The organism is Erythrobacter sp. GH1-10 (assembly GCF_045363165.1).
Lineage (GTDB): Bacteria > Pseudomonadota > Alphaproteobacteria > Sphingomonadales > Sphingomonadaceae > Erythrobacter.
Genome location: NZ_JBJFLP010000001.1, coordinates 941,133 through 954,004, shown reverse-complemented (window position 1 = coordinate 954,004; position 12,872 = coordinate 941,133). Strand labels below are relative to the sequence as shown.

Annotated in this window: 16 protein-coding genes; 4 read left to right on the top strand and 12 right to left on the bottom strand. The window is 61.8% G+C overall.

Going from position 1 to position 12,872, the window contains the following annotated elements; translation table 11 throughout:
- Positions 1-92: 92 nt before the first annotated feature.
- From tolQ to hisB, 9 genes are all read right to left on the bottom strand, one after another.
- Positions 93-794 carry a protein TolQ gene (gene tolQ, locus ACI5KX_RS04745; RefSeq protein WP_406809523.1) on the bottom strand — a complete coding sequence of 234 codons (702 nt, stop codon included), beginning with the start codon at positions 792-794 and terminating at the stop codon, positions 93-95.
- Positions 791-1,255: a YbgC/FadM family acyl-CoA thioesterase gene (locus tag ACI5KX_RS04740; protein ID WP_406809522.1), complete on the bottom strand. Its 465-nt coding sequence runs from the start codon at positions 1,253-1,255 to the stop codon at positions 791-793. The genes tolQ and ACI5KX_RS04740 overlap by 4 nt, the downstream gene beginning before the upstream one ends.
- Before the next feature lie 95 nt (positions 1,256-1,350).
- Entirely contained in the window at positions 1,351-1,731 is a 381-nt protein-coding gene (locus ACI5KX_RS04735) for a histidine triad nucleotide-binding protein (protein WP_406809521.1), read from the bottom strand.
- A complete protein-coding gene (locus ACI5KX_RS04730; protein ID WP_406809520.1) occupies positions 1,731-2,045 on the bottom strand; it encodes a phosphoribosyl-ATP diphosphatase in 315 nt (104 codons plus the stop codon). The genes ACI5KX_RS04735 and ACI5KX_RS04730 overlap by 1 nt, the downstream gene beginning before the upstream one ends.
- A 15-nt stretch (positions 2,046-2,060) precedes the next feature.
- Positions 2,061-2,882 (bottom strand): imidazole glycerol phosphate synthase subunit HisF, encoded by an 822-nt coding sequence (hisF, locus tag ACI5KX_RS04725; protein WP_406809519.1) that lies wholly within the window; start codon positions 2,880-2,882, stop codon positions 2,061-2,063.
- On the bottom strand, positions 2,879-3,187 hold the full coding sequence (locus ACI5KX_RS04720; RefSeq protein WP_406809518.1) for a hypothetical protein: 309 nt from the start codon (positions 3,185-3,187) through the stop codon (positions 2,879-2,881). Before ACI5KX_RS04720 ends, hisF begins: the two co-directional genes overlap by 4 nt.
- A complete protein-coding gene (gene hisA / locus ACI5KX_RS04715) occupies positions 3,184-3,912 on the bottom strand; it encodes a 1-(5-phosphoribosyl)-5-[(5-phosphoribosylamino)methylideneamino]imidazole-4-carboxamide isomerase (protein WP_406809517.1) in 729 nt (242 codons plus the stop codon). The genes ACI5KX_RS04720 and hisA overlap by 4 nt, the downstream gene beginning before the upstream one ends.
- Positions 3,913-4,027: 115 nt before the next feature.
- Positions 4,028-4,654, bottom strand: coding sequence for an imidazole glycerol phosphate synthase subunit HisH (hisH, locus tag ACI5KX_RS04710; protein ID WP_406809516.1), 627 nt, complete (start codon positions 4,652-4,654; stop codon positions 4,028-4,030).
- Positions 4,655-4,761: 107 nt separating this feature from the next.
- A complete protein-coding gene (hisB, locus tag ACI5KX_RS04705) occupies positions 4,762-5,379 on the bottom strand; it encodes an imidazoleglycerol-phosphate dehydratase HisB (RefSeq protein ID WP_406809515.1) in 618 nt (205 codons plus the stop codon).
- Positions 5,380-5,517: 138 nt separating this feature from the next.
- Here hisB and ACI5KX_RS04700 point away from each other — a divergent pair, with 138 nt between their 5' ends.
- The 4 genes from ACI5KX_RS04700 to ACI5KX_RS04685 all read left to right on the top strand — a co-directional run bounded on the left by ACI5KX_RS04700 (position 5,518) and on the right by ACI5KX_RS04685 (position 10,361).
- A complete protein-coding gene (locus tag ACI5KX_RS04700; RefSeq protein WP_406809514.1) occupies positions 5,518-6,021 on the top strand; it encodes an SspB family protein in 504 nt (167 codons plus the stop codon).
- The gene (locus ACI5KX_RS04695; protein WP_406809513.1) at positions 6,018-6,404 is read left to right on the top strand and encodes a hypothetical protein; all 387 of its coding nucleotides are present in this window, start codon (positions 6,018-6,020) and stop codon (positions 6,402-6,404) included. The genes ACI5KX_RS04700 and ACI5KX_RS04695 overlap by 4 nt, the downstream gene beginning before the upstream one ends.
- Positions 6,405-6,463: 59 nt before the next feature.
- Complete coding sequence (gene gmk / locus ACI5KX_RS04690; RefSeq protein ID WP_406809512.1) at positions 6,464-7,111, top strand: guanylate kinase; 648 nt, start codon at positions 6,464-6,466, stop codon at positions 7,109-7,111.
- Between the two features lie 238 nt (positions 7,112-7,349).
- A complete protein-coding gene (locus ACI5KX_RS04685) occupies positions 7,350-10,361 on the top strand; it encodes a TonB-dependent receptor domain-containing protein (protein WP_406809511.1) in 3,012 nt (1,003 codons plus the stop codon).
- Between the two features lie 75 nt (positions 10,362-10,436).
- On the opposite strand, the gene ACI5KX_RS04680 is transcribed toward ACI5KX_RS04685, so the two are convergent.
- The 3 genes from ACI5KX_RS04680 to ACI5KX_RS04670 form a co-directional block, all read right to left on the bottom strand.
- On the bottom strand, positions 10,437-10,706 hold the full coding sequence (locus tag ACI5KX_RS04680; RefSeq protein ID WP_406809510.1) for an usg protein: 270 nt from the start codon (positions 10,704-10,706) through the stop codon (positions 10,437-10,439).
- A gap of 140 nt (positions 10,707-10,846) precedes the next feature.
- Positions 10,847-11,659: an SDR family oxidoreductase gene (locus tag ACI5KX_RS04675; protein WP_406809509.1), complete on the bottom strand. Its 813-nt coding sequence runs from the start codon at positions 11,657-11,659 to the stop codon at positions 10,847-10,849.
- 2 nt (positions 11,660-11,661) lie between these two features.
- Positions 11,662-12,801 carry an acyl-CoA dehydrogenase family protein gene (locus ACI5KX_RS04670; protein WP_406809508.1) on the bottom strand — a complete coding sequence of 380 codons (1,140 nt, stop codon included), beginning with the start codon at positions 12,799-12,801 and terminating at the stop codon, positions 11,662-11,664.
- Positions 12,802-12,872 lie beyond the last annotated feature (71 nt).

Below are 12,872 nucleotides of genomic sequence, written 5' to 3'. Positions count from 1 at the left end.
CAGCCGCAAGCGCGACCGCGCGCCCGCAGCGACGCGACCTTCAGGTCGCGTGAGCGAGGAAATCGCGTTCGCGGATGCGAATGCGCAAACAATCATGCCTTGTCCAGCTCGCGGCTCAGGCCGGCATGAACCTTGTCGGCGAAGCGCTGGAGCTTTGCCTCGTAGCGGTTCACGCGGTTGGAGAAGCGGTTATAGGCGATCACCGCCGGGATCGCCGCGAACAGGCCGATCGCAGTTGCGAAAAGCGCCTCGGAAATGCCCGGAGCAACGACCGCCAGTGAAGAGCTTTCCTGCGCGCCGATCTGGAAGAAGCTATTCATGATGCCCCACACGGTCCCGAACAGGCCCACGAACGGCGCGACCGAACCGGTGGTAGCGAGGAAATTGAGGCGGCTCGCGAGTTCGTCCGCCTCGTGCGCGACCTGCCCTTCCATCGCCGCGCCAATGCGCTCGCGCGCCGCCGCCTTGTCGCGCACGCCGCCCGAGGTCGATTTCTTCCACTCGTCCAAACCGGCTGCGGCCACACGCGCCGAAGGCACTTCGCGGCGCTGCCCCTTCGACAGCAGCCCCTCACGATCGGGGGTTTCCCAGAAATCGTGTTCGTAATCGCGCGAGCGGCCTTCCATCTTCCCGATCCGCAGGCTGAACGAGACGATGATCGTCCACACCCAGAGACTGGCGAGGATCAGCCCCGCCATAACCGCCTGCACGACGATATCGGCCTGCAGGAACAGCTCGAGAGGGTCGAGCCGGGTGCCGGTTGCAGCGGCAAGGACGGTCGCGGAAATGGTCATTGAGCTTCTTGATCCATGAATGATTGGAACGCTGCGCGCCATGCGGCAGGCTGTCTTTTGGGGCGGCCTTCGAGCGAGATGAAGCCGACCCGCAAGGTGGCCTCACACAGATCCTCGCCATCGCGGCGGGCGACCTGGTGCATGCGGCAACTAGCGGCGCCGAGTTCGGTGCAGGTGGTCTCGATCACGACATCGTCATCGAGCTTCGCAGGGCGGAGATATTTCAGGTGTATCTCCGATACCGCGTAGGCGCCCCCATCGCCACTGGCGCCAGCCTCGATCGCCTCGCGTTGGTCGATCTCGAGCATCCGCAGCAGATCGCTGCGCGCGCGTTCGAACCAGCGCAGATAATTGGCGTGGTAGGTGATCCCCGACAGGTCGGTATCCTCGTAATAGACCCGCACCGCATAGAGGTGCCGCGGGCCGTCGAATACGCCACCGGGAGGAACAGGGTTAACCATCGGGGAGCCACCTAGCGCAGCAAGGATTCGCTGCAAAGTGGCGTTTGCTATCGGTCAGATGAACGGCGGTAAAACGAGTCTTGCGTGCGACGGAATTATCTCCGCGCAATCATCGGCCCGAGCGGCTGCCCGCCGAAGATGTGGACGTGGAGGTGCGGTACTTCCTGCCCGCCATGCGCGCCGATGTTGGCAAGCAGCCGATACCCCGGCTCGACCAGCCCCTTGCGCCTTGCGATTTCACCCACGGCCCGCACGAACCCGCCGATTTCCTCGTCGGTCGCCTTGGCCGAGAAATCGTCCCAGCTGACATACTTGCCCTTCGGCACGACGAGCGTGTGAATTTCGGCTTGGGGGTTGATGTCCTCGAAGGCAAACGCCCAGTCGTCTTCGTAGACTTTGTTGGAGGGGATCTCTCCGCGAAGGATCTTCGCGAAGATGTTGTCGTCGTCATAGGGAAGCGTCGGATCGATCGGCATTATTCGCTCCTGCTGGCTTTTTCTTCGAGCCCCGAAAGCCCTTCGCGGCGCTCCAGTTCCCCGAGCACATGTTCGAGCGAAACGCCGCGCGCATCGAGCAGCACGAGCAGGTGGAACAGCAGGTCTGCCGCTTCGCCGACGAGTTCCTCGTTGCTGCCCGAAACCGCCGCGATTACGGCTTCGGTCGCTTCCTCGCCCAGCTTCTGTGCGATCTTGGGCAGTCCCTTGGCATTGAGCTTGGCGACGTAGCTTTCATCGGGCGAAGCCGCACGGCGCGACGCGATGGTTTTTTCAAGGCGTTCAAGTGTGCTCATGCGCGCGCTTCTCGCTCAAACGCCGCGCGCGGGCAACCCGGCAGCCCGGAGCGCCGCATGCGCCTCGCTGATCGAATGCTCGCCGAAATGGAAGATCGACGCTGCGAGTACCGCGCTCGCATGGCCCTCGCGCACCCCTTCGACGAGGTGATCGAGCGTGCCCACACCGCCGCTGGCGATCACCGGAATGCCGACCTTGTCCGCGATCGTGCGCGTGAGTTCGAGATCGTAGCCCGCCTTGGTCCCGTCGCCGTCCATGCTCGTGACGAGCAACTCGCCCGCGCCCAGTTCGGCCAGCTTTACCGCGTGTTCGATCGCATCGATCCCGGTGGGCTTGCGCCCGCCATGGGTGAAGATTTCCCAGCGAGCACCGGTTTCGGACACCGCACCGGTATCGCTGGTCACCTCGCCCTGCACCGTTACCTCGGGCGCGACCCGCCGTGCATCGACGCTGGCGACGACGCACTGGCTGCCGAATTTCTTCGCGATTTCTTCGACAAGCTTGGGCCGTTTCACCGCCGCGCTGTTGATCGCAACCTTGTCTGCGCCTGCGAGCAGCAGCGCGCGTGCGTCCTCGACCGAGGACACCCCGCCGCCGACAGTGAGCGGCATGAAGCACACCTCCGCCGTGCGCTTGACGATATCGAGCAGCGTCCCGCGCCCTTCATGCGTGGCGGAGATGTCGAGAAAACATAGCTCGTCCGCGCCCGCCTCGTCATAGGCGCGCGCCTGCTCGACCGGATCGCCCGCATCCTTCAGATCGACAAAGTTCACGCCCTTCACCACGCGCCCATCGGCAACGTCGAGACAGGGGATGACGCGAATGCGGACGGTCATGGCAGAACCGCCATCAAAAAATCGAAGAACAAGAAAATCTGGAAAACAAGCGCAGCACCGATGGACAAAACAGCGAGCCAGAAAATGTGGGGGTCGTCTGCGCGCTTGATGAAGCCCTCGTCCTGATGCTTCCATATTCGCTCCAGCCATTGCGCCAAGACAAAAAAGAGCATGATTGGCGCATAGAGAGGTGAAGGATAAAGGAAGAACCCTGCCAGAAATGCGAGGACCAAACCGATACCTACAACTCGCAACCAACGAGGCCTGTGAACAGTATCTAAATAGAACTTTGGTCCTTTGCTCATTCCCGCGCTCCCATCTGGATCGCTGCCGCCAGATCGAGGCGCCCTTCGTAGAGCGCGCGACCAGTAATCACGCCCTCGATCCCCTCATGCGCGTGCATCGAGAGGACGTGGATGTCGTCCAGTCCCTTCACCCCGCCGCTCGCGATCACCGGGATATCGACCCGCTGGGCAAGCTCCACCGTCGCGTCGATATTCACGCCTTTGAGCAAACCGTCGCGGCCAATATCTGTGAACAGCAGTGCGGCGACGCCCGCATCCTCGAACCGGCGGGCAAGATCGACGACCGGCACGTCCGACACCTCGGCCCAGCCCTCGGTGGCAACCATGCCATCCTTCGCGTCCACTGCGACGACGATCCCGCCTTCCCATTCACGCGCCATATCCTTCACGAATTGCGGGTTCTTGAGCGCTGCCGAACCCATCACGATCCGCGCGACGCCAAGGTTGAACCAGCCTTCGACCGTCTCGGCATCGCGGATGCCGCCGCCGAGTTGGACATAGCCGGGAAAACGCTCGACGATTGCTTCGACCGCTTCGCGATTGCGGCCCTCGCCCGCGAAGCTGCCATCGAGATCGACGACATGCAGGTGCTCCGCTCCCGCTTCGGCGAAGATCATGGCCTGCGCCGCCGGGTCGTCGCCATAGATCGTCGCGCGGTCCATGTCGCCTTCGGCAAGCCGCACGACTTCGCCGCCCTTGAGGTCGATGGCAGGGAAGACGATCATGTTACTTCCTCAGCCAGCCGGGCCACCCGCGCCCTCCACCCTTCCACCCGGAGCCTACCGGGATACAATCCGGGTGGAAGGGTGGAGGGCGCGGGCGGCATGGCGCGTTCAGACATCATGGCTTCCACTCCAGGAAACGGGCGAGCGTCGCCAGCCCATAGGCCTGGCTCTTTTCGGGATGGAACTGCACCCCGATCATGTTGCCGCGCGAGACCGCTGCGACGAGACCCTCGCCGTGATCGGTGAGCGCGGCGATGTGATACGGATCATCGGCGACGAAGTGATACGAATGGAGGAAATAGGCTTCGCCTTCCTCGATCACTTCGTGGCTGCGCATGTGCGGCAGCATCGCGACATCGTTCCAGCCCATATGCGGCACCTTGATGCTCCGGTCGTGCGGCTCAATCCGCTTCACTTCGCCCGGTATCCAGCCGAGCCCGCGCGTCGTGCCATGCTCCAGACCGCGGGTCGCGAGGAGTTGCATCCCCACACAGATTCCGAGAAACGGCGCGCCACCCATTTCTACCCTCTCGGTCATGGCCTCGACCATGCCGGGAATCGACTTGAGGCCCTTGGCGCATGCCTTGAACGAACCGACGCCTGGCAGGACGATCCTGTCTGCGGCGCGCACGACATTGGGATCGGCGGTGACGGAAACCTCGGCTCCGACAGCCTTCAGCGCGTTGTGGACCGAGTGGAGATTGCCCGCGCCGTAATCGACCAAGGCAACGACTTCAGGCATTTTGGTTTTCCGCACGCCCATCCGGGCGCGCGGTCCTCGCTAGGCGTGCAGCAAAGCTGCACCCGCTGCGGGCGGGCGGTCGCCCTTGCGGCTGCTTCGCAGCCGAACTACCCACCGAGCTGGCCTTTCGTGCTCGGGATCGCGCCGCCCTTGCGCGGATCACGCTCCACCGCGATCCGCATCGCGCGGGCGAAGCCCTTATAGATGCTTTCGCAGATGTGGTGGTTGTTGGTGCCGTAGAGCAGTTCGATGTGCAGGGTAATCCCGGCGGTCTGCGCGACCGAGTGGAACCAGTGCTCGATCAGCTCGGTGTCCCATTCGCCGAGCTTCTCCTGGGTGAATTTGGCGTTCCAGACGACATAAGGCCGCCCCGATATGTCGAGTGCGACACGGCTCAGCGTCTCGTCCATCGGCGAATAGGCGCTGCCGTATCGCCCGATCCCGGCCTTGTCGCCCAGCGCCTCGGCAATTGCCTGGCCCAGCGCGATGGCCGAATCCTCAGTCGTGTGGTGCTGGTCGACATGGAGGTCGCCCTTCACCTTCATCGTCACGTCGATAAGCGAGTGTTTCGAAAACTGTTCGACCATGTGATCGAGAAAACCGATCCCGGTCGAAACATCATAGGTGCCGGTGCCGTCGAGATCGACGCCGATCGCGATTTCGGTTTCGGCGGTTTTGCGCTCGATAGTGCCCGTGCGCGGGCTGGTTTTCGTCGGGTCGGACATGGCCGCAGGCTATAGGCGCGTGAGCGATCAGCGCAAGCCATTGAGACGCGTTCGACACGCACCCCGAGACGTCGAATTCTGCTGCTAGCCCAAGGGAAAGGCTTGACCAGCGCCGCGAGCCTCGCCACCACTTGGACTATGAGCGATGACACGCCCGACAGCCTGATCCCGTATGACGAGATCGTCCAGGAAGCGCTCCGCGCCGTCGTCGGACGTGTGCTGGGCGAGATCGAGAGCGGCGGAGGCGAACTGCCGGGCAACCACCACTTCTATATCACGTTCAAGACGGGCGCGCCGGGAGTATCGATCCCCCCGCATCTGAAAGAACGCTTTCCCGACGAGATGACGATCGTGCTCCAGAACAAGTTCTGGGACCTCGAAGTCGGTGAAGAAGGATTTTCCGTCGGACTCTCGTTCAACCAGATCCCGGCGAAGCTGCAGGTGCCTTTCGCGGCGATCACTGCCTTTGTCGACCCGGCCGTCGATTTCGGCCTGCAATTCCAGGCGACCGTGGCCGACATGGCGCCCGAGGCGCATGAGGACGCAGAAAACGATGGCTCCGATAGCAGCGAAGGGCCCGATGATGACGGCGATGGCGACGGTTCGAACGTAGTGACTGTCGATTTCGGTCGGAAGAAGTGAAACGCAGCCGCAAGCGCGACGCTGCCCTTTCGGAAACGGAAGCTTCCGAAACGGGAGATAACGACCGCACGGGACTGTTCAGGCCCAGCCCCAACCCCGCGACCAACCTCCTTATCGCCGATATCGTCGTGCGCGGGGCTTCGAACCTGTTTCGCAAGAATGTCGAAAAGCGGATTGCGAAAGCGAGCTACGAGGACGACGAGAAGGCCATTAAGGCTCTCGACGGTCGCACGGTCCTGACGACGCTCGGGCTATACGGAGCCAGCAAACTTGCGACCAGATCACCGCTCGGCCTTGGCGTTGTTGCGGGCGGCCTCGTGCTCAAGACCCTGTATGATCGCGGCAGGCAGCGTCAAAGACGGCGCCGCAGTAAATCCGAATAACCAGCAGGCGTCACGCCGTCCCTCTTGATTTCGGGCCGTGCTTTGCGGCATCGGGGCCTATGGGCGAATACAAATCCACCGACAAACTAGCGCGGCGCGGGCTGCTGTTCATCCTTTCCTCGCCGTCGGGGGCGGGCAAGACGACCCTCTCGCGGATGCTGCTCGCGGCAGACCCCGAGATCAAGCTGTCGGTTTCGGCTACCACCCGCCCACCGCGTCCCGGCGAGGAAGACGGCGTTCACTACCATTTCGTTTCCGGCGAGGAGTTCGACCGGATGGTGGAGGAAGACGATTTCTATGAATGGGCCCATGTCTTCGGGCATCGCTACGGCACTCCGAAAGGGCATATTCGCGCCGGGCTCAAAGAGGGGCAGGATTACCTGTTCGACATCGACTGGCAGGGCACGCAGCAACTCTACCAGAAGGACCAGCAGGACGTGGTGAGTGTATTCATCCTCCCGCCGAGCCTCCCCGAACTGCGCAGACGGCTCGAGGCCCGAGCGCAGGACAGCGAAGAAGTGATCGACAGCCGCATGGAACGCGCCCGGGCGGAAATCAGCCACTGGGCCGAATACGATTATGTCGTGATCAACGATGATGTCGACGAGTGTTTTGCCCGGGTCCGAGAGGTGCTCGATGCCGAACGCATGCGCCGCACGCGCCAGACCGGACTGATCCCCTTCGTCCGCGAATTGATGGGCAGCTAGCAAGCTCGCGACGGAACCGACCAGGCTCTCGACCCAAAGAAAAAACCCGCCCACTACTTGGAGCGAGCGGCGTTCACTGCCGACTCCAAGAAATTGTCAAGTCGAAAAGCAAGTGCCGAGAAATCGGTAGGAGCCATCGCTGAATTTGCTTGTTGGCCCGGAATTTCAGGACAAGCATAAATCAGGGTTGCTCTTCAGGAGGGATGTGATGCCCCGATTTGACTTGAAATTCCAAGTGTTGTTTACTTCGACTGCCATGCTCGCGCTGAGCCACGGAGCGGCGCACGCACAGAGCGATTCGCCGCAGACAGGCACCGAATCCGAGCAATCAAGCAGCGAGATTGTGGTAATCGGGACACAGATTCAGGGCGCAAAGATCAATGATGTGCTGCCCGTCACTGTTCTCGACGAAAAGGCGATCGAAAACACCGGAGCCGCGTCGGGTGACGAACTGTTCCGCGCCATCCCGCAAGCGGGTACGGTCGCATTCAACGAACAGAACGCGACGACGGTGAACAATGCCCGCGGCGACGTTGGCTCGATCAACCTGCGCGACCTTGGCACCGGCAACACGCTGCTGCTGATCAATGGCAGACGCATGACGCTGCATCCCGGCTTCCAGACCGAATTGCTGGTCCCCGTCGTGAGCTCCGACACCAATGAAATCACACCGGGCAGTATCCGCCGATTGGAAATCCTGCGCGACGGTGCATCGGCAATCTACGGGGCCGACGCGGTCGCTGGCGTGGTCAACACCATCCTTCGCGGCGGACGGACCGGTGGCTTCCTCGAGGGCGACTGGCGCGCCTCGGACGGCACCAGCCTGTTCAGCTACAACCTCACCGGTGGCTTCGGCTTCGACTTCGGCGGCGGCCGGGGCAATCTCACCGTCTATGGCGGCTATTTCTTCGAGAATGGCTTGCCGGTCAGCGAGCGCGATTATGCAGCCGACGACAACCGGCTGCCCCTGGTAGAAGGGACGGACTTCGAAGGCGACGTTTCCTTCAACAACCGCAACACTTTCGGACCGTTCGGTCAATTCGACATCCAGGCATCGCGCAATGCGACGCCGATCGGCGATGACGATTTCTACCTCCAGCCGGATTCCTTCCCCAGCTGCGCGCCGCTCGATTTCGGCAATGGCCTCTGCGCTCGCGCCGGCACCACGCCGACCAGAGACGTGAGGTACAATACCCTCTTCGGCAACACGCTGATCAGCCGGAAAAAGCGCTACAATGCGATGGCGCTGCTCTCCTATGACCTGACCGAAAGCCTCGAAGCCTATTTCGAAGGCAGCTACTATCGCTCGCAGAGCCGTCGCAACAACGATGCCTCGGCGATCCTTAGCGCGGTACCGGTCGGGATCGCACGCGATGCCTACTGGAACCCGTTCGGTCCGGTCGGCAGCCCCAACCGCCTTCCCGGCACTACAATCGCTGCGGGCGGTGCTGATGTCATCATGGAGCGATATCGGTTCGTCGACGTCGGCAACCGTGACATCACCGTCGACAAGGATACCTATCGCCTGGTCGCCGGCCTCAAAGGCGAACTCGGGTCATGGGATTTCGATAGCGGCTTCGTCTATTCCGAAGCAGAATTGCTCGACCTTACGCGCAATCGCGTCTCGCTCACGCTGATGCAAAACCAGATCAACCTGACGACCCCGGATGCCTACAACCCGTTCAACGGCGGCTGTGTAACAGGCGACCCCGGTCAGGGCGACTGCACGCCCAACCCGCTTTCCTCGATCGATCCGTTCCGGATCGACGTCTTCCGGCGAGGAGGGACCAGCCTGGCGCTGGCCGACTTCAAGATCAGCCGCGACGACCTGTTCTCGCTTCCGGGTGGCGATCTGGGTGTCGCTGGCGGCGTCGAATGGCGGCGCGAGACCTTCTTCGACGATCGCGACCCGCGCCTCGATGGCACCATCACCTTCACCGACAGCGTGACGGGCGAGTTCAACGGTAGCGATGTCGCCGGGACCAGCCCATCGCCCGACACCAGCGGCTCGCGCGAAGTCTACTCGGCCTTTGCCGAATTGTTCGTCCCGCTGGTCGGACCCGAGATGGACATCCCGCTGGTCGAGGAACTCAATCTCCAGCTCGCAGGACGCATCGAACACTTTACCGATATCGATGCCACCGCGATTGTTCCCCGCGTTGCCGCGTCATGGACCCCGGTCGGCGGAATTACATTCCGTGGCGCGTGGTCCGAAGGGTTCCGCGCGCCTAACCTCGTGCAGGTGAACGACGAAGGCACGACCCGTTCCAATACGCGCGACGATTTCGTCCGCTGCCAGGCACAGGTCGAGAAGAACATCATCGAGAACCTTGGGGCATGTGCCGGTGCGGGCACCATCAGCTTCCGATCCGGCGCGCGCGATCTCGATCCCGAGGACAGCGAAAGCATCAATCTTGGCATCGTGCTTGAGCCGGACTTCATTCCCGGACTCACGTTCACCGCCGACTACTGGCGGGTCAAACAGACAGGGCTCGTCGGTACCTTCGGTGATGACAACGCGATCGCGCTGGACCTGCTTCGCCGTCTCAACGGCAGCACCAACCCGAACGTAATCCGCGACAATCCGACACAGGAGGAAATCGACCTGTTTACAGGGACGAGTCTCGCTCCGGCAGGCTCCATCATCCAGGTGCTCGATCCCTACCTCAACCTCGACAGTCGCGAGTCGAAGGGTTGGGATTTCGGTCTGTTCTACAACCTGCCCGATTTCGGCCTTGGCGATTTCCGCCTGAGATTCAACGCGGCGCGGCTTGAAAGCTTCGTCCAGTCCGCAGGGCCAGATGGCCAGGAACTGGTGAATGCGATAGCGGCAGGCGTCCTGCCGACCGATGTGACGGTCGGTGGGCTAGGCGAACTCCTCGAGATCGAGGGCCGACCCAAATGGCGCTTCAGCACCTCAGTCAACTGGGAAAGCGGCCCGGTCGATATCGGCCTGTTCGGCAGCTATGTCGGCGAGGTCTGGGATACCAGCGTCACGCGTGACGATCTGATTGAGACCGACGATCCGAACGGGAACTTCTACCGGGTGGATGACTGGTTCACGATGAACTTCTCGATTTCCTACACGATCGAGAACGACACCGCGCTCGACGGGACCCGGCTGCGCTTCGCGATCAACAATCTGACCAACGAAGACCCGCCGCTGGCCGACGAGAACTTCGGTTATTTCAGCGAACTGCATTCCCCTCGCGGGCGCCAATTCCACGTCGAGCTTAGAAAGAATTTCTAGGAACAGGCGGGAATTCGTCGCAACGCTTTGGCGTGCCCCGGAGGTCCCATGAGGTGATCACCGGGGCTTGCTTTCCTATTGCAGGGTGAATTCGCCGTCTACGTGATGGAATTCGCGCGCTCCGATCATCCGGTCATGCGCGATGCGCACCGAGTGGATCGCTGCTTCGATCTCGCATCGCCAGTGATCTAGAAACTTGAACAGGATCGGATAGTCCGGCGCTTCGTCGTAATCCTGCCATACGAACTGCTGCAGGAGCGATGGGTAGTCCGGCAGGAAGTAGAAAATCTCTGCGGTCAGCAGCCCGTAGCCCTTGAGCTGCAATTTGAAATCCCGGTCCGCCATATACGATTCGAGCCCTCCATGCCGGTTTGCGACATGTGGAAGCTCTCAAAACGTCAAATCATGGTCAAGATTGGCAAGCCCCTGATTCACCGAGAAAAATTTGGCACTCTTGAACTGAGAGTGCCAATCAGGCGCCGCTATCAGTGGCCATCACCCGCCGGGTCGTTGAAGACACTGGGCAGCGAAGCATTCACCACTCCGCCATCGACGGTCAGCGTTTCGCCCACGACGTAATCACCCGCGCGGCTGCAAAGGTATATCGCTGCTGCAGCCATGTCTTCGGGCGATCCGATGCGCTTGGCCGGGATTATCGAGGCAGAGGCATCCGGCGCGTTCTTGGCAGCTTTGTTCATCTCGCTGGCGAAAGCGCCCGGCGCGATTGAGGAGACGACGATGTTGTCCTGGATAAGGCGCGCGGCCATACGGCGGGTCAGCTGTATCACGCCCGCCTTCGAGGCCTGGTAGGCATAGGTTTCCCAGGGGTTGATCCGCTGCCCGTCAATTGAGGAAACATGGATCACCTTTGCCGGATGATCGCCTTTCCCGCCTGCGACCAGCAGGTCGTGCAGCTTTTGTGTCAGGAAGAACGGCGTCTTGACGTTGAGGTCCATCGTGCGGTGCCAGCCCGCCTCGCTGAACTCGAGATATGGTTGGCCCCAGGCGGCACCGGCATTGTTGATGAGGATATCGAGACGATCCTCGCGCTTCGCCATCTCGTCGGCGAGGTGCTGGATCCCGTCCATCTGGCTCAGGTCGGCGGGTATGCCGATGACCTTGTCCTCACCGAATTCCTTGATGGTCTCTTCCATCTGCTCGACTTTGCGGGCCGAGATGTAGACCTTCGCGCAACCCGCTGCGAGCAAGCCTTCGACGAACATCTTGCCGATCCCGCGGCTACCGCCGGTGACGAGGGCGATACGGCCATCGAGGCTAAAGAGAGACTGAAGGTCCATAATCAATACCCACTCATTTCTGCGACGCGATTGGCGTGGAAATACTGGTCGCCGAGGAATTCCTGCAGCGCACGATCGCGTTTCATGTAGAGGCCGATGTCGTATTCGTCGGTCATACCGATACCGCCGTGCATCTGCACGCCTTCCTTCACCGCGAGGCCTGCCGCCTTGGCGACCTTGGCCTTCGCGACCGAGCTCATCAGCTCGGCACGCTCGGAGCCCGCATCGAGCAACTGCTGCGTTTTGATCACGACCGCACGCGCGATTTCCACCTCGGAATAAAGATGCGCCGCACGGTGCTGCAACGCCTGGAATTCGCCGATAAGCTGGCCGAACTGCTTGCGCTGCTTGAGGTAATCGACGGTCATGTCCATCGCGCCGCGCGCGACGCCCACGCCTTCTGCCGCCGAGCCGACCCGACCGGCAGTAAGCATGGCGTTGAGGATCTCGCGACCGCCATCGACTTCGCCGATCACTGCATCGCCATCGAGCTCGACCCCGTCGAACTTTGTGTGCGTGGCCATCGAGCTGTCGACAAGGCGAACCGCGTCATGACTCATGTTTGCTGCATCCTTGGGCACCGCGAACAGCGTGATGCCGTCATCGTCCTCGTCGGATCCGCTGGTGCGCGCGGCAACAACCAGCATGTCCGCGCTCGCGCCGTGGATCACGAAGCTTTTCGAGCCGCTGAGCTTGAAACCGTTGCCCGATTTCTCGGCCTTGGTGGTGATGCGGCTCGGGCGGTGCTTTGCCGTCTCATCGATGGCGACGGCGAACACGCTCTCGCCTTCGATCAGACCCGGCAGGTAGCGGCCCTTGAGGTCGTTGCTGCCATGCTTCAGCGCGGTCGCTGCGAGCACCGAAGATGTCAGGAAGGGCGACGGCGTGAGGTTGCGCCCGATTTCCTCGAGCACGATTCCCGCTTCGACATGGCCCATCCCGAGCCCGCCATCGTCTTCGCCAACGAGCATGCCGGTGAAGCCCATTTCCGCCATCTGCTTCCACAGACCGTGGCCGAACCCGTCCTTGCAGTCGCGGTCGCGCCAGTGGCGCAGCTGTTTCTGGATATTGCCTTCTTCGGCCATGAAGCTGGTCGCGGTATCGGCCAGCATCGCCTGATCTTCGTCATGATAAAGGGGCATTTTTGCCTCGTTCCTCTCTGGATTGTCTTTGTCTGGGCCGCTCACCGCGCAGGCAAAAGCGGCCCGAATAT